Origin of the sequence: Dyadobacter diqingensis, from assembly GCF_024220585.1 — a bacterium.
GTDB lineage: Bacteria > Bacteroidota > Bacteroidia > Cytophagales > Spirosomataceae > Dyadobacter > Dyadobacter diqingensis.
The window spans coordinates 164,104-186,703 of the sequence record NZ_JAMXKF010000013.1; the positions used below are offsets into that span (position 1 = coordinate 164,104).

The window sequence follows — 22,600 nt, forward strand, 5'->3', positions numbered from 1 at the left end:
AATTCATTCTGATTTAAAAGCTTTCGTTAAATGGTATGTTTTGATCATCTTGCAGTACTATCAATGCGATGATCAGGAGATTTAAAACTTTAAAAATTGACCAGTACCCATGAGGAAATCTTATTTATTTTTTATCATCTCGATGTTGTGGCTGGCTGGTTGCAGCCCGTCAGGTAAATTCTCCAAAGAAGAAGCACAAAAAATCGGTGTTTCCTGGAAGCTCATCACAAATTTCACCGAGGTGGATGGTACTTTCAAAGCCAAATTCACGCTTAAAAACGGCGGGGATATTGCGCTGAACGATAAGAACTGGACCTTGTTTTTCAGCATGATGCCGAGGCCGATCCAGGCTAATAAAACGCCGGAGCCGGCAACCGTTGAACATATCAATGGCGACTGGTATAAAATGATTCCCGGAAAAGATTTTAAACTGAATCCGGGCGACTCCATAACGATTAACTACACGGGAACAGAAGGAATAATTAAAGAAACGGATGCACCGCTGGGGCTGTATTTTGTTTTTTACGATAACGAAGGCAAAGAAAAAGACATCGTGCAGGTAGCTGATTATACCATCGAACCCTTTACAACAAAAGAGCAGATTTTACGTGGTAAAAAAGACTTGGAGCCTATTCAGACTGCCGAGCTGCGGTATAACCAGAACCTGGCCATGACAACGCTGGGTGTGGAGCAGCTTCAGAAAATCATTCCGGCTCCCGTGAAAATAACCAATAGTGCCGGGACTTTTACCCTAAATAATGAAACGGCTATTTATTACGAGGCTGGGCTGGAGGGTGAAGCCAACTATTTGAGTGAGAAACTTAAAACGGTTACAGATAAAAATTACCAGCCTAAAAGCGGTTTGCCTACGACACCGGTAACGAACGGAATTATACTAAAATCCGGAACGGTGCAGGCAAATAATGTATCCCGCGAGGCGTACAATCTGGTTATCAACGGCAGTGGCGTCACCATTACGGGAACGGACGCATCGGGTGTTTTCTACGGTGTTCAGAGTTTGCTTGCGCTGGTTCCGCTTGAAGCCTATCAGAAACCCTCTGCTGCTATTGCTCTTGGTTTTACGAAAATTGAAGATGCGCCGAGATTTTACTTCCGTGGGCTGCACCTGGATGTAAGCCGGAATTTCCAGACCAAAGAGTCGGTAAAACGTATCCTGGATTTGCTGGCTACGTATAAAATTAACCACCTGCTTTTTTACACCACGGAGGATGAAGGCTGGCGTGTGGAAATTGACGGTCTGCCGGAATTGACCAAGGTTGGAGCGCAACGTCAGCATACTACCGGGATGAATACATCTGTATTACACCCATCTTATGGCTCAGGTCCGGTTGCCGGAGAAGAGGGTAAATATGGCAGCGGATATTACACCAAGGCTGATTTTGTAGAGATTTTAAAATACGCCAAAGAACGGCATATCAATGTAATACCTGAGCTGAATTTCCCGGGGCACGCACGTGCAGCGATCAAGTCGATGGAGGCGCGTTATGAGCGTTTGATGAAAGAGGGGAAAGAAAAAGAAGCCAATGAATACCGTCTGATCGATCCGGATGACAAGTCCGTGTACATTTCTGCGCAGGGTTATAAGGATAATGTCGTGAGTGTAGCACGAGAATCGACCTACCATTTCTTTGAAAAAGTGGTGGATGAAATGGCCAAAATGTACAAAGAAGCCGGCCTTACAATGGACACGTTCCACACTGGCGGTGATGAAGTGGCGGAAGGTGTCTGGGAGAAATCTCCGATGGCTGCCAAGCTGATCAAAGAAAACCCGGAAATTAAAAGTCCAAGAAATTTACAGGCCTACTTTTTCAGAAAGCTGGTTCCAAGGCTGGAAAAACGCAATCTGAAAATCCATGGATGGGAAGAAGTGGCGCTCACTAAAACACCGGAAGGAAAGTATTTATCGAATCCTGAATTTATCGGAAAACAGGTGGTGCCTTATATCTGGAACAATGTATTTGATGTGGATTTGGGCAACAGACTGGCGAATGCCGGATATCAGGTTATTCTCTGCAACGTTACCAATTTCTATTTTGATATGTCCTACAACAACGACCCGAAAGAGCCGGGATTGTACTGGGGAGGGTTTGTCAATACATGGGATAACTGGGCGTTTGCACCTTTTGATATGTTTAAAACGACCTATACTACGGCTATGGGCAAACCGATGGCGGAGGAATTTGTAGGGAAGGAAAAACTGAAACCCGAAGCCAGAAAGAACATTCTCGGGCTGGAAGCAGAGCTTTGGAGTGAAACGATCAAGGGAAGAGATATGATGGAATATTCAATTCTGCCGAAATTATTCGGGTTTTCCGAAAGTGCCTGGTCGGCGCAGCGAAGCTGGGAGCTGATAGAGGATAAAACGGCAAGAGACAAATCCATTGCAACTGGCTGGAATATCTTCGCCAACTCGATCGCGCAAAAAGAGATTCCGAGACTGCGTTATCTGAATGGAGGTTATAACTACCGCTTGCCGCTGCCGGGAGCTATAATCGAAAATGGAATGCTGAAAGCAAATGTCGATTTGCCAGGCCTTGCCATCCGGTATACAACGGACGGTTCCGAACCTACGGCGCAGTCTGCGATATACAGCGCGCCGGTGAAAGTTTCGGGAACGGTTAAACTGAAAAGTTTTGATAAAGCCGGTAAGTCTAGCCGGACCAGTATTGTTTCGTCTAAATAGCATGAAACCCGCATAAGCAATTATTCAAATTACATAATAATCAATTTCTTAACTTTTAATGAACATAGGCGTAGATATCGGAGGGACCAACATGCGGGCCGGGATAGAGTTGGGCGGATCCATTACGCGGCAAAGTAATGTTTTGCTGGAAAACAAGGAATCGCTTTCTTCTACATTGACACAACTCATGGATCTGATCCGCCCTTTCACCCAGTATCCGGTTAAGGGAATAGGGATTGGCGTGCCCTCGGTGGTAAATGTCGACAAGGGGATTGTTTATAATGTGATGAATATTCCTTCCTGGGAGGAGGTTGCTTTGCGGGACATCGTTGAAAAGGAATTCAATCTGCCTGTTTCGATCAATAATGATGTGAATTGTTTTACGCTGGGCGAGCATCGTTTTGGTCTGGCGAAAAAGTATAAGTCGGTGGTTGGGATGGCCATCGGGACAGGAATTGGTTCCGGGATTATTATCAACAATGAACTATATCCCGGCAACAACTGCGGGGCCGGTGAAATCGGGATGCTGCCTTATAAAGATTCGATCCTGGAAAATTATGTATGCAACCGTTTCTTTGAAGATAATCTGGGCTGTGACGCCTACGAAGCTCACGAAGCCGCGATAAAGGGAGATGCCAAAGTCATCAGGATTTGGGAAGAGTTTGGTGTTCATCTGGGTGTTGTTGTCAAAACCGTGTTATATACTTATGACCCCGAGGCCATCATTTTGGGCGGCTCGCTTGCCAAGGCACATCAGTTTTTCAGAGCCAGCATGCTCGACAGCCTGAAAGATTTTGCCTATCCCGAATCCGTCAAACGATTGACGCTGTTACTTTCCGAAAATGAAAATATCGCCCTTCTGGGTGCCGCTGCGTTAATGGATAGATAATCCTGTGAGCTTTTCATACAGTAGAATTGGCGTTTTACTGTATGAAAGCTCTTTTTTATAATTCTCCGTTTAGCGTATCTTGTAATTCTGAAACCCACCGATCTGAACTCTGCTCCATGAAACGAAATGCATTTATCGTTATCCTGATATTATTGATCTTCTTCGTGATATCGTTCCTCACCAACATTCTTGGTCCGATTATCCCCGATATTGTTGAAAGTTTCGATCTGAGCATAGGGCTGGCCGGTTTTCTTCCTTTTGCATTTTTTGTGGCCTACGGGGTTATGTCCATTCCGGCAGGTTTGATGGTTGAGAAATATGGTGAGAAAACAGTTTTACTCATCGCTTTTATGCTAGCCTTTGCGGGGGCTTTGCTTTTTGCCGTCAACCCCGGATTTTCCATCGCTTTGTTATCCCTGTTCTTAATCGGTGTCGGTATGGCGATGCTTCAGGTTGTGATCAATCCGCTGCTGCGGGTAGCTGGGGGAGAAGAGAAATTTGCATTTAACTCAGTTCTGGCGCAGTTGTTTTTTGGTGCAGCCTCGTTTTTAAGTCCGTTGCTGTATAGTTATCTGGTATTAAATGTACACTCGCAACAGTCAGGGTTTTTGATTGATACTTTAAATCAGCTGGTTCCTGCAAACCTGAAATGGGTTTCCCTGTACTGGGTTTTTGCCGTGATCTCGCTGCTGATGGTTGTCATTATCGCTGTCATTAAGTTTCCAAAAGTAGAACTTAAAGAAGATGAAAGAATAGATGTTGGCAGTGCTTTTAAAGAGTTGCTGGCCAATAAATCCGTGTTGCTGTTTTTCCTTGGCATATTTGCTTACGTTGGCACGGAGCAGGGGATTGCCAACTGGATTTCCAAATTTTTGCAAACCTACCATAACGTCGATCCTGCCACCACGGGTGCTTCGGTGATCTCTTACTTTTGGGGACTGCTTACCGTCGGTTGCTTTCTTGGTCTTATACTTTTAAAGCTGATGGACAGCCGGAAAGTTCTGATCGTTTTTACGGTCGGAGCGATTTTGGCATTGTTCGTGGCGTTGTTTGGGACAAAGGAGATGAGTCTTTACGCATTTCCGCTGACTGGTTTTTTTGCCTCGGTCATGTATTCCGTTATTTTCTCGCTTGCGCTTAATTCTGTACCGCATCATCATGGCACGTTTTCGGGGATTTTGTGTGCCGGTATTGCCGGGGGAGCGGTTGTGCCGTTAATTATCGGCGGGCTGGGCGAGTTGGTAGGGTTGAAACTGGCTATGCTTTTTTTACTCGTTACCCTGGGTTATATTCTTAGCATCGGCGTCTGGGCAAAACCTTTGGTCAATAACGATACGGTAAAAAACCTGAAAGAATTATTTGCATAAGATTAGGGCTTTGACAGACTTGCGTATTTCTAAAATTTATTATCGGGCAGTCAGTTATGTATAAAATTATTTTGCTGATCGATTTTGCTGAGGAATACAGCAAGGCCCTTTTAAAGGGTATTGCCAAGTACTCCAGAGAACACGGACCCTGGATTTTTTGCCGGATGCCGCTGTTTCACCGCGAGACGGTAGGTATTGAAGGTATTTTGAAATGGGCACTGGAATGGGGCGCGGACGGTATTATCGGACAGTTTTACAATGATCCGAATATTGGCAAAATAATCGATGCCGGTATACCGGTTATTGCTCAGGATTTTAAAAAACGTTTTGACGAGATTCCCAACATAACCGGTGCCCATCATGAGGCGGGAGAAATGGGGGCCGATTATTTTCTGAAAAAGGGATTTAAAAATTTCGCCTTTTATGGTTTTAAGGATATTGTCTGGTCACAGGAAAGAGCAGAGGGATTTGAGGAACGGGTGACACGGGCAGGGTATAAGGTTCACTACTTTGAACATAAAATGGCTCGTCCGTCCGAGCTATGGTATTACAAACCGAGTTCCCTTGGGAAATGGCTCAAATCACTTCCAAAGCCTATCGCATTGATGGCCTGTGATGACAATCAGGGCCAGCATATAACGGAGGCGTGCCGTCTCTATGGAATCCGTATCCCCGAAGACATGGCGGTGCTGGGTGTCGATAATGACGAGATGATCTGTGATTTTTCGGATCCGCCGCTTTCCAGTGTAGGACAGGATGCAGAAAAAGGAGGGTATGATGCGGCAAAATTGCTGGATCATCTGATAAAACATGGCATGCGGGATTTTTATGATATCGTCGTAAAACCCACGCAGGTGATCACCCGGCATTCCACGGATATTTATGCAACGAATGACGATCATATTGCTTCGTCCTTAAAATACATTCACCAGAATATTGATAAAAATCTTCATGTGGATGAAGTGGTAAAACAGGTGCCGTTGTCACGCAGGGCACTGGAAAAACGCTTTATCGAAGTGATGGGTTATCCGATCTATAAATACATTTACAACCTTCGGATAGAAAAATTTACGCAGAAACTGCTCGATACCGATATGTCGGTTTTTGAAATTGCGCTGGATATGGGGTTGTCTGATAGCAAAAATATTGCACGGCAATTCCGGCAGGTGAAGGGGTGTAATCCCAGTGAATACCGGAATAAACATTTGGCGGGGAAGTGAGTTTAGGGGAGGTTGTCAGGAGAAAGGAGAGAATGAGAAGAGAGGGGATTATAGAAGTCAAGTTTTCAAAACTTGACTTCTATAATCCCCTCTAAAAACTACCAGATAACCACTCTCGCAGTTTCCGGCAATACCATTTTACTGCCAGCCCCACAACTCCATGCACTCTGGAATTCTTTCAAATGCGGAAGCGGACCATTGATACGGCTTTTGGCCGGCGAATGCGGGTCCGTTTGAACCTGATTGCGCAACGCCTCATCCGTCGTGTTCATGTGCCATACCTGAGCCCATCCCAGGAAGAAACGCTGTTTCCAGTTGAAACCATCAATCGGTGCAGGTTCAGCCTTGCCTTTCAGTGATTTTTCCAATGCGTAGTAGGCCAGAGTAAGTCCGCCCAAATCCGCAACGTTTTCTCCGATTGTCAAAGCACCGTTGATTTTGAAGCCGGGTAATGCTTCGATGCCACTGAAATAATCAATATATTTTTTCGTCAGCTTGTCAAAGTTGGCACGGTCCGAAGCTGTCCACCAGTTTTTCAGGTTTCCTTCTTCGTCAAATTGTGAACCCTGATCATCGAATCCGTGTGTAAACTCATGACCGATTACCGCAATAATCCCTCCGTAGTTAATCGCGTCATCTGCGTCACGGTTGTAGAATGGCGGTTGTAAAATACCGGCCGGGAACACCACTTCATTGTTCAAAGGATTGTAATAAGCATTCACCGTTTGCGGTGTCATATGCCATTCGCTCTTGTCAACCGGCTTGCCGATTTTTTTAACGTTTTCGTCATTTTGATACAAAGAAGCAGCGATTACATTTTCAAACAACTTATCTGCTTCGATCTTGATCGACGAATAATCCTTCCATTTGTCCGGATATCCGATTTTGTATGTAAACGCTTTCAGTTTTTTGTGCGCCCGTGCTTTTGTCGAATCGCTCATCCAGGTAAGTTTGTCAATTCTCTCGCCATAAACGGTCCGTACGTTTTCAATCATTTCGGATACCTTTTTCTTATCATCCTCAGGGAAATATTTTTTAGAGAAAAGTTTTCCCAAAGGCATACCCAGCAAACCGTCCGTCGAACGAATGGCTCTCTCTACACGCGCTCTTTGCTGTTTTGTTCCACGCATGACCGTATTGAAGAACCGGAAATCTTCTTTGTCGAAACTCTTGGGAAGATATCCTGCAAAGTTTGAAAGCAATTGCCAGCGCGTATATAGTTTAAGCGTTGCCAGCGGCGTCGCTTTCAAAAGTGCGTTTGCATTTTTGACGTAAGGGATATTCTGGACAATAACCGTATCCGTTTTTATGTCCTGCTTGTCGGCGAATGCCTTCAGGTCAAAATCAGGCGCCAGTTTTGTGAAATCCGCAAAAGAGGTTTTATTATACGTTTTAATTGGATCGCGAAGCTCAACGTTTGTCAATTGAAGTTTGGCAAGTTTCGTTTCGAAATCAAGGATTGTTTTTCCCGGATTCGGATCTTTAAAACCGGCAAAACCGAACATGGTGTCCACGTGTTTTACAAATTCGCTGCGTACCTTAACCGTGCTGGAATCTGTTCTTTCGTAATAACTTTTTTCACCAAGGCTCAGGCCATCCTGTCCCTGATATAACACATTCATTTTGCTGTTGCGCAAATCACCTTCAACCCCAAAGCCAAGTATTGTAGAAACACCCACTTTCTGCAATTCTCCTGTCACGGAGGCAAGGTCTTTCAGCGACTGTACGGATTCAATTTTGTCAAGATAAGGTTTCAGAGGTTCCAACCCGCGTTTTTCAACCGTAACGGTATCCAGGAACGACTGGTAATAATCGGCAATCTGCTGCTCTTCACTTCCTTTTTTGCGGTCTTTCTGACTGGTGATTTCTTCAATAATTCCTTTCAGACGTACTTCTTTATTCTCTTTGTCAAGGATCCCGAATGCACCCCAACGGCTTTCTGTACCTGGGATCGGATTTTTCTTTTTCCATCCTCCGTTTGCATAACTATCGAAGTCATCGCAGGCTTTTTGGGTAGAATCAAGAGAACTGAGATCATATCCCGGGACTTTTTCCGCGGCAGAACTGCCGTCCTTTTCGCGGTTACAGGAAGTGATCACAACAACGGATGCCATCAGAGACCACTTTAAAAAAGCTGATTTCATAAGTAAAGATTATTTGGTGTTAGTTATTCTATATAAACAAATGTAATTATTTCGTCAAATAAGTTTATTAAGATAGTGACGATCGGTTTATCTTTATCTTATTGGAGTCTTGCACCCGATTACCGTATTCATAAAGATAGATTTAGTGTTAACCTTTTCACTTTCAAAATGAAAATAAAAAAATCCATTTACACTATTGCCATGGCTGGGCTTGCATTTGCCGCCTGTACAAAATCCGAAAAGGCGGAGTCACCTTCTGATATTGACGGTAAAATATTTGCCAAACAAATTGCGGTGCTTGCTTCTGATTCGCTGGAAGGCAGAAAGCCGTTTTCTGCCGGGGAGGAAAAGACCATCCAGTATCTGAAAACAGAATTTGAAAAACTGGGACTGAAACCCGGCAACGGCGACAGCTATTTTCAAAAAGTGCCGATGGTGGATATACTTTCGAAACCCGCGGGACAGTTAGTAATTAAAAATGACAAAGGTGCTGTCGCTTTTAATTACCTGGATGATTTTGTAGCTGCTTCACGGCATGTTCAGGATCAGGTAAAACTGACAGATTCGGAACTGATATTTGCAGGTTATGGAATTGTGGCACCAGAATATGGCTGGAATGATTACCAGGGTTTGGACGTGAGAGGCAAAACGGTGGTGGTATTGGTGAACGATCCGGGTTTTGGCGACAGTACTTTGTTTAAAGGAAAAACGATGACCTATTATGGCCGGTGGACTTACAAATTTGAAGAAGCTGCCCGGCAGGGAGCAGCTGGCGTGTTGATTGTCCACGATACAAAACCGGCGAGTTATGGCTGGGCGGTCGTGCGCAGCGGCTGGTCTAAGTCAAAATTGTATCTTAATTCGGATGACAACAACATGTCCCGCGCGGCTGTGGAAGGGTGGATTTCGATGGAGTCTGCGAAGAAGTTGTTTAAGCTTGCCAAAGTTTCAGATACCCTGCTGACTGCTGCGGGTAAAAAAGGATTTAAACCCGTCCCGTTAAAAGTCCGGACTTCGCTGGTTATTAACAATATGATTAAAAAATCAACATCCAACAATGTACTGGCTCTCTTACCCGGAACGGACAGGAAGGATGAATATATTATTTACACGGCGCACTGGGATCATTTTGGAAAAGGAGAGGCCATTAAAGGCGACTCGATATATAACGGTGCGGCAGACAATGCCTCCGGAACCGCAGCTTTGCTGGAAATTGCCAGTGCTTTTACCAAACTTGAAAAGAAACCGTCAAGATCCATATTATTCCTGTCGGTAACGGCGGAGGAACAGGGGCTGCTGGGTTCTGATTATTATACTTCGCATCCGGTTTACCCGATCAACAAAACGGTGGCGGATATCAATATGGATGTTTTGCAGCCATTCGGGAAAATGAAAGATATTATTATTGTGGGTAAGGGACAGTCGGATCTGGATGAATATGCAGATGAAGCGGCCGGCAAACAAGGACGTACTACGAGAGGTGAACCCGACCCATCGGGTGGCTGGTATTTCCGTTCCGACCATTTCAATTTTGCCAAGGTGGGTATTCCGTCTTTATATATTGAAAACGGATCGGTGTCGGTAACCCACGGGGAGGCCTGGGGCGAGGCGCAGAAGAAAGATTATAATGATAACCGTTATCACTCGCCCGCTGACGAGTATTCGTCATCCTGGGATTTGTCGGGGATCATTGAAGATATGCAGCTGGTGTTCGAGGTAGGGAAGAAATTAAGTTACGAGTCAACTTTCCCGGGTTGGAAAAAAGGATCTGAATTCAAATCCATACGTGATAAGTCGATGGGTAAGTAATGAACATTATAGCTGGTAAACAAAGAAGTCAAGTTTTTAAAACTTGACTTCTTTAATAAACCGTTACTGAATACCTCCCATCCAGTTTTTCACCGGCTTCCAGAATATTAACAGTAATAATCCAAAACCAATAGAGAACAGCGTTACCTGTTGGAACAAAGCAGGCATCTGCTGTAAATTTTCTTCATCGAAGCCGCCCGCGAACAAACCTGCAATCAGGTTTCCAAGCGATGCAGCGACAAACCAGATACCCATCAGCTGGCTCACATAACGTTTTGGAGCCAGTTTGGTATAAGAACTTAATCCAACCGGACTCAGGCATAGCTCTCCGATGGTATGGACCATATAGGTAAAGGTCAGGAACAGGGGAGAAGCAAGTTGTCCGGTTACTGCTACTTTTGATCCCATTTCCATGATGAAGAAACCTGCGCCTACCAGAAGCAAGGCAATCCCAAATTTCACGGGTGTGGGTGGATTAATCCCCTTCGAGGACAAGAATATCCAGAGACTAGCCATGATGGGTGCAAAGATCAGGATGAAAGTTCCGTTGAAATTCTGGAACCAGCTCGATGGCATTTCCCAGCCACCAAAGGTTCTTTGGGTATATCGTTCGGCAAATATTTGTAAAGATGAACCGGCTTGTTCGAAGCCCGACCAGAAAATTGCAGCAGCCAGGAAGAACACGATCAATACAAGAACACGTTTTTTCTCAACAGATGTTAAACCTCCGGCGATTAAAATATACAGGAAATAAAAGAGGGATACACTGACAATAATAACCCCTGCACCTTGGGCCAGTCCCTGGGCGGTGGTCATGTCGATGGTGCCAGTCCATTGTAAAATACTGAGGAAAGCAACCAGTGTTGCCACAATAGCATAACCAAGCTTTTTATTAGCACCTGATTTAGCGTCGGATTCTGCAGTTCGGATTTTCACCGGAGGTACATCACCAAGGCCTTTTAAGTATTTTCTACTTCCAAAACGAAACACGATCAAACCAATTAACATCCCTATCGCCGCTGCGCCAAAGCCCATATGCCAGTTGATTTTTTGGCCAAGATACCCAACAATGGTAATCCCCAGTACCGATCCCAGGTTGATTCCCATATAGAATATTGAAAAAGCAGCATCGCGTCTTGCGCCTCCTTCCGGATACAATTCTCCTACAATAGAACTGATATTGGGTTTTAATAATCCTGTCCCAAGGGCAACAGTAGCCAGTCCGATAAAAAACAGGATATTACCACCGGGAACCGCCAGTATAATATGGCCGGCCATGATGATGATCCCGCCATACCAGATCGCTTTTTTCTGACCTAAATAATTATCTGCCAGCCAGCCTCCAGGCAGGGTAAGCAAATAAACAGATGCAGTATAAAGTCCGTATATCGCAGCACCTTCGGCAGCAGGAAGACCGATCCCTCCCCGTATATTGTCTAAAAGAAAAAGTAGAAGGATTGCCCGCATACCATAATAGCTGAAACGCTCCCACATTTCAGCGAAAAACAAAACATAAAGACCGCGCGGGTGCTTCTGGGATATTGTCGGATTCATAAAAACAAAAGAGGTGTTTTATTTGGCAATAACGTTCCTGCCAGGTGGTTTTAATGGCGCAAGATAGGATAATATAGCTAAATTTTAAATAATTCTTTGTTTAAACAATCATTTCTGAAATAAAGTAAACTTTTTATTATCCGGTTGAAAAAATGCCCGGCCACCGGATGATATGGATACAAAGTAAAAGCCGGAAAGACAGCTTTTTATACTGTCCCACCGGCTTTGCCTTACAGCTATTTTTAGCTTATTTTACTGAAAACGAACCTTCTCCAACTTTAAATCCTTCGGAATATAATTCAATGCTGTAAGTCCCTGACTTGAAAGCACTGTTTTTATCGTAAAGGATACTCACACCCTGGTTGCTGTTACTATATAAAACATCCTGGCTGATTGTGTAACCCTGTTCCTGACCCTCGTACTGGAATTTACCTGATCCTGTTGCATCATCGGAAATTGTTGCTCCGCTTGGGTCAATAACCCGCATGTAAACAGTTTTATTATCTGTCTGGGTTAACGGGTTTTTCTCTAAGATGAAATCGACCCTTACTTTATCAATTCTTTTTGCTTTTACGTTTTCACCTTCTCTTATTTTTCCTTTGGATGAAATCGCGTATACTTTCACATTACGAGCCCGCAACGCCGCAGCCACAGTAACTTTTGATTCAAGTTCGGCATTTTTTGAAACTACACCTGAAAGTGAATCGGAGACTGCTTTTTTGCTGGTTTCCAGTTCAGTTTTTTCCTGTGTAAGTGTTTCTGTTTTACTGATCAACTGCTGGTTTTCTTCACGCAGCTGAGCAATTTCTTCATCCTTTTTCGTCAGGAAGCTTTCGTATTCTTTTATTTTGTTTCCTAATGTAATTGTACCTTTTCTTAAAGCCGCGCGGTCTCTTACCAGATCTGCTTTGGCTTTTTCAAGTTCTTCGATATTTCCACCCAGGCCTTTTACTTCAATAATTTTGGCATCTAATTGTTTAGATATGGAATCGAGCTTAATTTCATTCATTGCGAGTTCATTGACGCGCACTTCCAAATCAGCTTCTTGCTTTGTGGTGATGTTACGTTCCTGATAATAAAGATATCCAAAAACAGCTGCTACTACGGTCATAATGATTAAACCGATCACCAAACCTGTATTATTCTTATTTTCCATAAAATTTAATTTAGGTTAAACTTAATCTTGTTTAAATTCTATAAATAACTGTGCCAGCATATACGCAGGTCAGTTTCCCCATAAATGAAGAAAACCCATCGGAAAGCACCTGCTTTCGGATGGGTTTTCTTCATTTATGCCCCAAATAAGGGGAAATATGGTGTTTTGCTTTAACCAGATTGGCGAATAATTCCGCAGTTAGTAATCTCCGCCAGCACCGCCTCCGCCGAAACTACCGCCTCCAAAACCTCCGAATCCGCCGCTGTCACCTCCGCCGAAACTACCGCCCCAGCCTGAGCTTCCCCCGCTTGAATAAGTCGTTGGCCAGAATATCGGCCCGCCGCCTGCGCTGCGATAACCTCCTCCGCCACCTCCGCCTTTGTTACGGGAGATGATAATGAGGATAACGACGAATACTATGATAAAAATAAGCAGGGGTGAGATACCTCCGCCATCTTCCTGTTCCTTTGGATCTGCTTTGTATTCTCCGGTGGCATATTTGAAAATGACATCAACACCCCGGTCGAGGCCCCGGTAGTACATGCCGTTTTTAAATTCGGGCGTGATTACCTGGGTAATGATCCTTTTGGCAATAGCATCCGGTATTGCTCCCTCCATACCGTAACCGGTACTGATAAATATTTTCCGGTCTGTTGAAGCCCAAAGAATAACAATTCCGTTGTTTTTACCTTTACCGCCCACGCCCCATTCTCTGCCCAGTTTTAATGCGTAGTCAGCGATAGGGTATTCTCCTGTTGTGGGTACTACGACAATGGCAATTTGTGAAGACGTCGAATCGCTGTAAGCAACCAGTTTTTGCTCCAGGGCACTCACTTCGGTTGGGTTAAGCTGCTTCGCGAAATCATTGACCAGACGTGCGGGATTAGGCTTAGCGGGAATATCCTGTGCCGAAACCCGGCAAAGGATAAAAAGAAACATTAAAGAAAAAATAAGGTATTTTTTCATAGGTATATTTACCCGAACGAAATGTCGTCGGGAAGTTCATTAACATCGTCGGAACGATATGGGAAATGAGTTTTTAATTGAATTCCGGCTTCTTCAATGCCTGCGCAAAGACCTTCTGCATATTTGCTCTGAGAGAAATAAGTACGCATAAGATCTTTTGTGCTGTTCCAGAAATCAGCTGGTACTTTTTCATTAATACCTTTATCACCGATCACGGCAAACTTACGGTCTTCGTATGCGAGGTAAAAAAGGACGCCATTTTGCTCCTGGGTAACATACATTTTCAAAAGACCGAAAACTTCTTTTGCTCTTTCCAAAGCATCCCCGGAAGCACACTTTTTCTCAATGTGGACCTTGATCTCGCCGGAAGTTTGCTTTTCGGCTTCCCGGATAGCAGCAATGATCTGCTTTTGTTCCTCTTCTCCGAAAAAAATGGAATCGGTGGGCATAAGGGGAGTTGAAAGTTGAGAGTGGAAAGTGGATACCAGTATTGCAATTATTGCATCAGGACAACCCCGATGCAATAATTGCAATATTGATTAGAATTGTACGGTCGGGGCTTTTTCTGAACCTGCTGTGGCAGTGAAATAACCTTTCTGAGCAAATCCGAAGATTCCTGCAAACAGATTCGTAGGGAACGTTCTAACTTCCTGGTTGTAATCTTTTACAACAGCGTTAAAGTCGTTACGTGCAACCGTGATACGGTTTTCTGTTCCTTCCAGCTGCGCCTGAAGTTCAAGGAAGTTCTGGTTTGCCTTTAACTCAGGATATCTTTCAACAGAAACCAAAAGACGGGAGAGTGCTCCGCTTAACTGGTCTTGTGCACCCTGGAATTTTGCTATGTTTTCAGGTGTAAGCTGATCTGCGTTTATGGTTGTAGACGTTGCCTTTGCACGGGCTTCGATCACACCTGTTAATGTACTTTTTTCGAAATCAGCCGCACCTTTTACAGTACTTACCAGGTTTGGAATAAGGTCGGCACGACGTTGGTACTGGCTTTCTACTTTTGCCCACGATTCTTTTACGATCTCATCTTTGCCTACCAGGCCATTATATTTGCCACATCCAACAAATCCGAAAATCAGGAGAATGACAACAACTGCGATAAGTCCTTTTGACATTGTATTATTTGATTTAGAGTTAATGATTGGGTTCAAAGTTGACCAAAGCTAGTAAAATCTTTAAGAAAAACTACATAACCGGTAACCGGACATTATATAGCGTTGCCAGCGGTGATGACAGGATTTATTTACTGCCTACTCCGGAGACGTTATTCCAGCGGAACCAGTTGCCGGCTACGTTATAATCGACCAGGAAACTTTCGTAGAACATGGCGCCCCAGGTCCAGTTTATGCCAAGTTCATTGGCCAGATAGTCGGCGGCTATGATTCTTTCTGCAATGGTCAGGCTGCCTGTTGAAAGCAGTTTTGTAATCACTTTATTGACTGCCTCATTTTCAGTTTTAGCAGTGGTCCATTTTTCAAATGCCGGAAGATCGTTCAGCCAGCGTTTATTGATTTCATGTTTGATTCCGCCAGGCTTAAAAAGTCTGGAACCGTGGCGGAGCAGTGTCCAGTGCGCAAAATCTCTTTTCAGCAGATCGAAGATCACTTTTTCTACCTCTTTGCTGTCGGCGTAAGGCAGCAATGATTCGTAAATGTATTTTGGCGACAAACAGCCGAGCGATAGCCAGGTTGATAATCCGTAGTCAATGATTGGCGTATCGGAAATAAGGGTGTCACCCGACTTGATGGTCGTTTCGATAAACGCCTTTAGTTTAAGCAATCCCACTGTTTCTCCGCCTTTTTGCAGAGCACTCGTGTCGGTCTTACTGCTATCAACTTCCATCGGGTCAATCGACAGCATGGGCAGGGATGGGATCAGCCCTGCTTCGTAACCTTGCGGCAAAATAACTTTTTCAGGTTCTGGTACAGTAGCTTTGACTTTGATATTTCCTTTGATCTGGTCGTAAAAGTCAGGAAAATCAAAGGGCAGTTTGGATATTGGAAAAGGAAGATCAAGGACGTTTCCCAAAGTTGACATCCAGAATAACTTGATATCAACATTAACAACTTTCAGGTTTTTGCTTAAACTGGTTTCTACACTGGTTTCATCAGGAGCAATTTCTTTACTGGTGTAAATGTATTGGGCGCCATATTGCTCAGCCAGCTCGGCAACGATTTCTTCTGGCTTGCCTACACGGATCAACAGATCTCCCCCTTTTTCTCTCAGACGATTCCTCAGATCCAAAACGGATTCCAAAAGAAATTGTGCTCTTAATGCGCCGGCGCGGCGAAAGCCGAACTTTGTTTTTTCAAATTGACGGGGATCAAAAACATAAACCGGAACAACTTCCCGGGCGATTTGAGTGGCGGCAAGAAAGGCTTCGTTATCGTGAAGTCTAAGATCGTTACGGAACCAATAGATAATACGGTGAATCATTGAAGGAGTTAATAGAAGGAAAATTTTGATTGTTGCTCGTGCAAGTATACTAAAAAATGCAATCGTGGGCAGCTAATGACCAAAAGAATCAGCTTGCAGGCCAAACGCAACAAAACAACGAATCCAACAAAATAGTCGTTCAAAAACTATCTTATTGGATTCGGAAAATTTCTAAAAACAGAATTTTTAGTAACTCAGGATGGTAAATTCGGTACGACGGTTACGCTGGTGTTCTTCCTCTGTTTTAGCATTTGGAATAATCAGCTGGCGCTCTCCATAGCCACGGGCCGTCATACGATCGGCATCAATACCTTTCAGATTTAAGTAGTTCACCGCTGACTCGGCCCTGTTTTGCGATAGTGTCATGTTATAGGCATCCGTAGCACGCGCATCCGTGTGTGAGCTGAGCTCAATTTTCATCGTCGGATTATCCTTTAAGATCTGAACCAGCTTGTCGAGCTCTATCGCTGCATCAGGACGGATATTGTATTTATTCAAATCGTAATAAATGTTATCCAGAACGAAGGTTTTGTTCAGTTCCAGTCTGTCTAGTTTGATAGATACCTGAAAAGTGGTGTCTGTCAGTACTTTGGTCAGGAAAATTGGCGGAATACTCCGTCCATTCATCGAGAATGGCTCTCTTTTACTGATAAAACCTTTACGTTCAACCAACAATACATAGGATCTGCCTTCTTCAACCGGCTGCGTTCCGAACTTACCGGCTGCGTTGGTTTTTAGCTGGGCAATTTGCGTATCAGAAGTATCTGGTAAAATGTGGACAGTTGCGGAGTCAATAGGGGATGGGTTATTTGAATTATCATAAACGTCACCTGCCAGGAAGTAACGCACCGATTTCAATTTTCCCTCGATGTAATTCGGATTGTTCGGATTCAGAGGATCCATCGGATCTCTTTGGGCGATGGTCGTATCCGGTGCTTTCGGTGTGTAGAAATAATAAATATCGTCATCACCTTTTCCGCCTTCACGATTGGAAGCAAAAAAGCCCTGATCCTTATCTTTAAAAAATACCAGTCCGAAATCATCCTGAGGGCTGTTAAAAGGCAGCCCCAGGTTTTCAATCGTAATCACGCCTTGCGAACGCGTGGCTGAAAACAAGTCGAGTTTACCCAGACCAGGATGTCCGTCCGAAGCAAAGTACAATTTTCCACCCTCAGCAACATACGGGAACATATCATCGCCGGCAGTATTGATATCGCGCCCCATATTGACCGGTTTACTGAAACGCCCTGATGCGTCGATATTGGTTCTGTACAAATCGATACCACCTGCGCCACCGGCACGGTTTGAAGCGAAGTATAAAGTTTTTCCATCCCTTGAAAAAGACGGAGAGCCATCCCAGGCCAGAGAATCGTTAATTGGCAAAATAGCTGGCGGCGTCCACTGGCCGTTTACATTGCGGCTCAGATAAAGATCCACATCGGCAGTTCCTTTTTTCTTTCCGGTATTACCACGTGCAAAAATCAGTGTTTTCCCATCGGGACTGAAAGCAGGAGAGCCTTCATTGGCTTCCGGATCCAATATATCTTTGCTGAATAACTCGGTGGTTCCTTGTGAATCACCCGCATCTTTTGCCAGTGCAATTTTATACAGCCCCAGCATCGACTGGCCATTGTTTTTATAGATCTTTTCTTTCTTGGAGGAAGAGAAGACCAGTTCGTTACCCAGTGGATATGGTGAAAATTCTGACCCGGTGGTGTTGAAAGGCAGGTTTTTCAATTTCACATCCGGCATTTTTTCAATGCGAAGCTTATCGGTGATTTTCAGGATCTCAATTTCACGCAAAGCTCTTTCCTGTAAATTTTTCGGGCTGTTTGGTGCTTTTGCAAACAGCGAAAACTGATTCGCTGCTTCCTGATATTGTCCTGCCGTTTTCAATGCGTAGGCATATTGAAATTGTGCTTCCGGATTTGTAACACCGGCATCGAGCGCTTTTTTATAATAAGGAATCGCTTCTTTAAAGCGATTGGAAAGGCGATAAGATTCCGCAATCAGGAAAGTTGTCTGTACCGGCTCGTAGTTAGCCGCTTCTGCTTTCTGCAAACCTTTAATAGCGAGGTCATATTCCCCGTTATCAAATTTCTTCACGCCGTCTTTATAGGCCTGCATGGCAGAATTACAGCCAGTCAGGAACGTGCCTAGTACCAGGATACTAATAACGAGGGTAAAATAACACCGCAATATTTTCATATGGTTATGTATAAATGCTAACGAATTGATAGGCGTTTATGGGTTACAAAAGACAATACTACTAAAACAACGTTTGGAAATAAAATTCTGGATATGCCGGACAAAATTTTTTATTCAAAATTTCATAAGTGCTCCCAAAATAGTCATTCGTTGTCATAAAATAGTTATGAGTTCGTAATTATTACGCGACGATTATTTGAAATTAATGATTCCTTAAAATTTATTTTATCAGGTGTCATCAAGGAATACTGAAATTTTCTGACGTCCGTGGCGTCATTTTTCTGATTTTTATTGTTGGCCGCCCCAGAAAATAAAATGTTGTCCAGCACCTTGTCAGAAGGGAAAGTTGTTTGAAAAATAGAGCACGGATAAAGTTTTTTGCATAAAGTGAAACAAATTTACCCGTGTTGCTGATAAAAAATATTATTAACATTTTGTAAATCAGTCTAAGTCTGTTACTTTTGCAGTCCGATTTTTCGGGAAAACTGTTTTTAAAACAATCGATTAGTTGATTAACTAGATCAAAATCAATTTATTAAATGCCAACTATTTCACAATTAGTCCGTAAAGGTAGAGAGACCATTACATGGAAATCCAAGTCACCGGCTTTGGATTCTTGCCCTCAGCGTCGTGGAGTATGTACTCGTGTATATACCACAACGCCAAAGAAACCGAACTCAGCACTTCGTAAAGTTGCGCGTGTTCGTCTTTCTAACAACAAAGAAGTGAATGCCTATATCCCTGGAGAAGGCCACAACTTGCAAGAGCACTCGATCGTTTTGATCCGTGGTGGTCGTGTTAAAGATTTACCGGGTGTTCGTTACCACATTATCCGTGGTGCATTGGATACGGCTGGTGTTAATGGACGTAAACAACGTCGTTCTAAATACGGTGCAAAACGCCCTAAACCAGGACAAGTTGCAGCAGCACCAACAAAAGGTAAGAAAAAATAAAAAGTAACTCTCTCTGCTTTTATTAAAGAACTATTCTGATAAATAAAAGGGAAGTAATCCTGGATTCTGTTCAGGGTGAATAAGTTGCAAAACGAAACCTCGTGTAAAACAAAAGTACAAAAATGAGAAAGTCCAAACCAAAGAAAAGATATATCCTGCCTGATCCTAAGTTCAGAGATGTACAGGTTACAAAATTTGTAAACAACCTGATGCTTCAAGGCAAGAAAAGCATTGCTTTCACAATTTTTTATGACGCACTGGAATTGGTTGAGAAAAAAACCAGCGAAAGTGGTCTTGAAACTTGGAAAAAAGCATTGAACAATGTAACTCCATCTGTTGAAGTAAAAAGCCGTCGTGTTGGTGGTGCTACTTTCCAGGTTCCAACTGAAGTACGTCCGGAACGTAAGCAGGCTTTGGGTATGAAATGGTTGATCAACTACGCTCGTAAGCGTGGAGAGAAAACTATGGTAGACCGTTTGGCTGGCGAAATCGTTGCTGCTGCTAAAGGTGAAGGAGCTGCTGTTAAGAAAAAAGACGATACGCACCGTATGGCGGATGCGAACAAAGCATTCTCGCATTTCCGTTTCTAGGAAATCTCCTCTGGGAGGAATGTTTGAAAAGGGTTCTGGTTTTAAGCCGGAACCCTTTTTCTTGTTTAGTCATGTACATTTGTGTTTTTCGGATAAGTGTGTTTTGAATTCTTTTAAAAATGTGAGATCTAAAGGAATTTCAGGTCTGGTTTGAGTACAATTCTACTAGCTCGCTTTCCCTGTTGTTTTTTCAGACCAGGCGTAAGGTTACAGGCAAGAACGTATTAAATGTAACTGATCCTCAAAAAATTATCCGCTTTTCAAATTGATTTAACAGAAAGCAGACGGCTTTTGGCTTTTTTGTTATTTCTTAAAAAAATAACTTTCCTATTCATTGTTTTTATAATCAACTATTTATACTTTTGCACTCTGAATTTTTTGCAGTGGTGTGAAAATGCCCTTTCAAAAGTTCAGAAATTGCTTCAAGTATTGAATTGCACAACGAAATAAATAACATCACCATTTGCCATGGCACGTGATCTAAGATTAACAAGAAATATTGGTATTGCTGCGCACATCGATGCGGGTAAAACTACCACCACCGAGCGTATCCTTTATTACGCTGGAGTAAGCCACAAAATTGGAGAAGTACACGATGGTGCTGCTACAATGGACTGGATGGAGCAAGAGCAGGAGCGTGGTATTACCATTACTTCGGCGGCTACAACAGTAGACTGGAACTACCGCGGTGAAAAATATCACATCAACATTATCGATACTCCGGGTCACGTTGACTTTACTGTTGAGGTAAACCGTTCTCTTCGTGTATTGGATGGATTGGTTTTCTTATTCAGCGCTGTTGATGGTGTTGAGCCTCAGTCAGAAACTAACTGGCGTTTGGCTAATAACTATAACGTAGCACGTATCGGTTTCGTTAACAAAATGGACCGTTCTGGTGCAGACTTCCTTAAAGTTTGTGCACAGGTGAAAGATATGCTTGGTAGCTACGCTGTTCCTCTTCAATTGCCGATCGGTGCTGAAGATACGTTCAGAGGTGTGGTTGACTTGGTTAACTTCCGTGGTATCGAGTGGAATGAAGAAGATAAAGGAATGACTTTCAAAGAAGTTCCAATTCCTGAAGATATGGTTGAAGAAGCAACGGAGTGGAGAGAAAAACTTCTTGAAGCTGTTGCCGAATTCGACGATACTTTGATGGAAAAATATTTTGAAGATCCTACTTCAATCTCAGAAGACGAAATTCTTGCAGCTTTGCGCGCAGCGACAATCAGCATGAAAATCGTTCCTATGGTTTGTGGTTCTTCTTTCAAAAACAAAGGTGTTCAAACGATGCTTGATTACGTGATGGCTATTTTGCCTTCTCCACAAGATCGTGAAAGCATCATCGGAACAGATCCACGTACAGGTGACGAAATTTCTCGTCAGCCAACGGACAAAGATCCTTTCTGTGCATTAGCGTTTAAAATCGCAACTGACCCTTATGTAGGACGTCTTTGCTTTATCCGCTCTTACTCAGGATTTTTGGATTCAGGTTCTTATGTATTGAACAACCGTTCAGGAAATAAAGAGCGTATCTCCCGTATTTTCCAAATGCACGCTAACAAGCAAAATCAAATTGATCGTCTTGAAGCGGGTGATATTGGAGCGGTAGTAGGTTTCAAAGATATTAAAACTGGTGATACTTTATCTGACGAAAAGAACCCAATCGTTCTTGAATCAATGGTATTCCCTGAGCCTGTAATTGGTTACGCAATCGAGCCTAAGAAAGCTGCTGATAGCGATAACTTCTCTAAGGCAATCACCAAGTTGATCGAAGAAGATCCAACGTTACAAGTTGAAAGTAACGAAGAGACTGGTCAGACGATCATCAAAGGAATGGGAGAGCTTCACCTTGAAATTATCATCGACCGTATGCGTCGTGAATTTAAAGTGGAAGTAAACCAGGGTGCACCTCAGGTTGCTTACAAAGAGATTCTTACGAAGAACTTTGAGCACCGTGAAGTTTACAAGAAACAAACAGGTGGTCGTGGTAAATTTGCCGATATTCTTTTCGAAATCGGACCAAGAGACGACAACGAAGAAGGACAAGAGCCAAAAACTGGTTTGCAGTTCGTTAACCAGATTGTAGGTGGTACTATTCCTCGTGAATTTATCGCTCCGATCCAGAAAGGTTTCGAAGCATCTATGTCAAATGGTGCCCTTGCAGGATATCCTTTGGATTCGATGAAAGTGCGTTTGTACCACGGTTCATTCCACGATGTCGATTCAGATGCACTATCTTTCGAATTGGCAGCTAAGATTGGTTTCAGAGAATCTGCACGTCACGCTGGTTCTAAATTGATGGAGCCTATCATGCACGTTGAAGTACTTACGCCGGATGACTACACAGGACCTATCACTGGTGACCTTAACCGTCGTCGTGGTATCATGAGAGGTATGGATTCACGTAATGGTGCTCAGGTTATCAAAGCAGACGTTCCATTGTCAGAATTGTTCGGTTACGTAACTGACCTTCGTACCATGTCATCAGGACGTGCTACTGCTTCGTTAACGTTCGCTTACTACGAAGTTGTTCCTCAGCATATCTCTGATACTGTTATTGAGAAAGCAAAAGGCTTGATTAAAGCTTAATAAAAATAC

General features: G+C 43.4%; 16 protein-coding genes. 8 read left to right on the top strand and 8 right to left on the bottom strand.

The window, feature by feature from the left end; translation table 11 throughout:
- Window positions 1-109 precede the first annotated feature (109 nt).
- From M1L62_RS27045 to M1L62_RS27060, 4 genes are all read left to right on the top strand, one after another.
- Window positions 110-2,704, top strand: coding sequence for a family 20 glycosylhydrolase (locus M1L62_RS27045; protein ID WP_254562785.1), 2,595 nt, complete (start codon window positions 110-112; stop codon window positions 2,702-2,704).
- Between the two features lie 58 nt (window positions 2,705-2,762).
- A complete protein-coding gene (locus M1L62_RS27050; protein ID WP_254562786.1) occupies window positions 2,763-3,593 on the top strand; it encodes an ROK family protein in 831 nt (276 codons plus the stop codon).
- Between the two features lie 116 nt (window positions 3,594-3,709).
- Entirely contained in the window at window positions 3,710-4,960 is a 1,251-nt protein-coding gene (locus tag M1L62_RS27055; protein WP_254562787.1) for a sugar MFS transporter, read from the top strand.
- A 56-nt stretch (window positions 4,961-5,016) separates the two neighbouring features.
- The gene (locus tag M1L62_RS27060) at window positions 5,017-6,180 is read left to right on the top strand and encodes an AraC family transcriptional regulator (RefSeq protein ID WP_254562788.1); all 1,164 of its coding nucleotides are present in this window, start codon (window positions 5,017-5,019) and stop codon (window positions 6,178-6,180) included.
- Between the two features lie 98 nt (window positions 6,181-6,278).
- Here M1L62_RS27060 and M1L62_RS27065 read toward each other — a convergent pair whose 3' ends face one another.
- The gene (locus M1L62_RS27065; RefSeq protein WP_254562789.1) at window positions 6,279-8,324 is read right to left on the bottom strand and encodes a M13 family metallopeptidase; all 2,046 of its coding nucleotides are present in this window, start codon (window positions 8,322-8,324) and stop codon (window positions 6,279-6,281) included.
- 168 nt (window positions 8,325-8,492) lie between these two features.
- Between M1L62_RS27065 and M1L62_RS27070 the strand changes: the two genes are divergently transcribed.
- A complete protein-coding gene (locus M1L62_RS27070; protein WP_254562790.1) occupies window positions 8,493-10,133 on the top strand; it encodes a M28 family metallopeptidase in 1,641 nt (546 codons plus the stop codon).
- A gap of 63 nt (window positions 10,134-10,196) precedes the next feature.
- Here M1L62_RS27070 and M1L62_RS27075 read toward each other — a convergent pair whose 3' ends face one another.
- From M1L62_RS27075 to M1L62_RS27105, 7 genes are all read right to left on the bottom strand, one after another.
- A complete protein-coding gene (locus M1L62_RS27075; protein ID WP_254562791.1) occupies window positions 10,197-11,687 on the bottom strand; it encodes a peptide MFS transporter in 1,491 nt (496 codons plus the stop codon).
- A gap of 247 nt (window positions 11,688-11,934) precedes the next feature.
- Window positions 11,935-12,843, bottom strand: coding sequence for a DUF8428 domain-containing protein (locus M1L62_RS27080; protein ID WP_254562792.1), 909 nt, complete (start codon window positions 12,841-12,843; stop codon window positions 11,935-11,937).
- A 198-nt stretch (window positions 12,844-13,041) separates the two neighbouring features.
- On the bottom strand, window positions 13,042-13,809 hold the full coding sequence (locus M1L62_RS27085) for a TPM domain-containing protein (RefSeq protein WP_254562793.1): 768 nt from the start codon (window positions 13,807-13,809) through the stop codon (window positions 13,042-13,044).
- 8 nt (window positions 13,810-13,817) lie between these two features.
- Window positions 13,818-14,258, bottom strand: coding sequence for a TPM domain-containing protein (locus tag M1L62_RS27090; protein WP_254562794.1), 441 nt, complete (start codon window positions 14,256-14,258; stop codon window positions 13,818-13,820).
- A 90-nt stretch (window positions 14,259-14,348) separates the two neighbouring features.
- Complete coding sequence (locus M1L62_RS27095; protein WP_254562795.1) at window positions 14,349-14,930, bottom strand: LemA family protein; 582 nt, start codon at window positions 14,928-14,930, stop codon at window positions 14,349-14,351.
- Between the two features lie 124 nt (window positions 14,931-15,054).
- Entirely contained in the window at window positions 15,055-16,251 is a 1,197-nt protein-coding gene (locus tag M1L62_RS27100; protein WP_254562796.1) for a deoxyribodipyrimidine photo-lyase, read from the bottom strand.
- Window positions 16,252-16,437: 186 nt separating this feature from the next.
- Window positions 16,438-18,459 (bottom strand): CHU_0125 family OmpA-like outer membrane integrity protein, encoded by a 2,022-nt coding sequence (locus M1L62_RS27105; RefSeq protein WP_445439691.1) that lies wholly within the window; start codon window positions 18,457-18,459, stop codon window positions 16,438-16,440.
- 539 nt (window positions 18,460-18,998) lie between these two features.
- Between M1L62_RS27105 and rpsL the strand changes: the two genes are divergently transcribed.
- The 3 genes from rpsL (at window position 18,999) to fusA (ending at window position 22,591) form a co-directional block, all read left to right on the top strand.
- Complete coding sequence (gene rpsL / locus M1L62_RS27110; protein WP_026631225.1) at window positions 18,999-19,412, top strand: 30S ribosomal protein S12; 414 nt, start codon at window positions 18,999-19,001, stop codon at window positions 19,410-19,412.
- A gap of 122 nt (window positions 19,413-19,534) precedes the next feature.
- Window positions 19,535-20,002: a 30S ribosomal protein S7 gene (gene rpsG, locus M1L62_RS27115; protein ID WP_149240678.1), complete on the top strand. Its 468-nt coding sequence runs from the start codon at window positions 19,535-19,537 to the stop codon at window positions 20,000-20,002.
- A 468-nt stretch (window positions 20,003-20,470) separates the two neighbouring features.
- Complete coding sequence (gene fusA / locus M1L62_RS27120) at window positions 20,471-22,591, top strand: elongation factor G (RefSeq protein ID WP_254562797.1); 2,121 nt, start codon at window positions 20,471-20,473, stop codon at window positions 22,589-22,591.
- Window positions 22,592-22,600: the final 9 nt, after the last annotated feature.

Bases quoted from the DNA above. Each gene is read 5' to 3' on its own strand.
- M1L62_RS27045 (WP_254562785.1), top strand. From the start codon at position 110: ATGAGGAAATCTTATTTATTTTTTATCATCTCGATGTTGTGGCTGGCT.
- M1L62_RS27050 (WP_254562786.1), top strand. From the start codon at position 2,763: ATGAACATAGGCGTAGATATCGGAGGGACCAACATGCGGGCCGGGATA.
- M1L62_RS27055 (WP_254562787.1), top strand. From the start codon at position 3,710: ATGAAACGAAATGCATTTATCGTTATCCTGATATTATTGATCTTCTTC.
- M1L62_RS27060 (WP_254562788.1), top strand. From the start codon at position 5,017: ATGTATAAAATTATTTTGCTGATCGATTTTGCTGAGGAATACAGCAAG.
- M1L62_RS27065 (WP_254562789.1), bottom strand. From the start codon at position 8,324: ATGAAATCAGCTTTTTTAAAGTGGTCTCTGATGGCATCCGTTGTTGTG.
- M1L62_RS27070 (WP_254562790.1), top strand. From the start codon at position 8,493: ATGAAAATAAAAAAATCCATTTACACTATTGCCATGGCTGGGCTTGCA.
- M1L62_RS27075 (WP_254562791.1), bottom strand. From the start codon at position 11,687: ATGAATCCGACAATATCCCAGAAGCACCCGCGCGGTCTTTATGTTTTG.
- M1L62_RS27080 (WP_254562792.1), bottom strand. From the start codon at position 12,843: ATGGAAAATAAGAATAATACAGGTTTGGTGATCGGTTTAATCATTATG.
- M1L62_RS27085 (WP_254562793.1), bottom strand. From the start codon at position 13,809: ATGAAAAAATACCTTATTTTTTCTTTAATGTTTCTTTTTATCCTTTGC.
- M1L62_RS27090 (WP_254562794.1), bottom strand. From the start codon at position 14,258: ATGCCCACCGATTCCATTTTTTTCGGAGAAGAGGAACAAAAGCAGATC.
- M1L62_RS27095 (WP_254562795.1), bottom strand. From the start codon at position 14,930: ATGTCAAAAGGACTTATCGCAGTTGTTGTCATTCTCCTGATTTTCGGA.
- M1L62_RS27100 (WP_254562796.1), bottom strand. From the start codon at position 16,251: ATGATTCACCGTATTATCTATTGGTTCCGTAACGATCTTAGACTTCAC.
- M1L62_RS27105 (WP_445439691.1), bottom strand. From the start codon at position 18,459: ATGAAAATATTGCGGTGTTATTTTACCCTCGTTATTAGTATCCTGGTA.
- rpsL (WP_026631225.1), top strand. From the start codon at position 18,999: ATGCCAACTATTTCACAATTAGTCCGTAAAGGTAGAGAGACCATTACA.
- rpsG (WP_149240678.1), top strand. From the start codon at position 19,535: ATGAGAAAGTCCAAACCAAAGAAAAGATATATCCTGCCTGATCCTAAG.
- fusA (WP_254562797.1), top strand. From the start codon at position 20,471: ATGGCACGTGATCTAAGATTAACAAGAAATATTGGTATTGCTGCGCAC.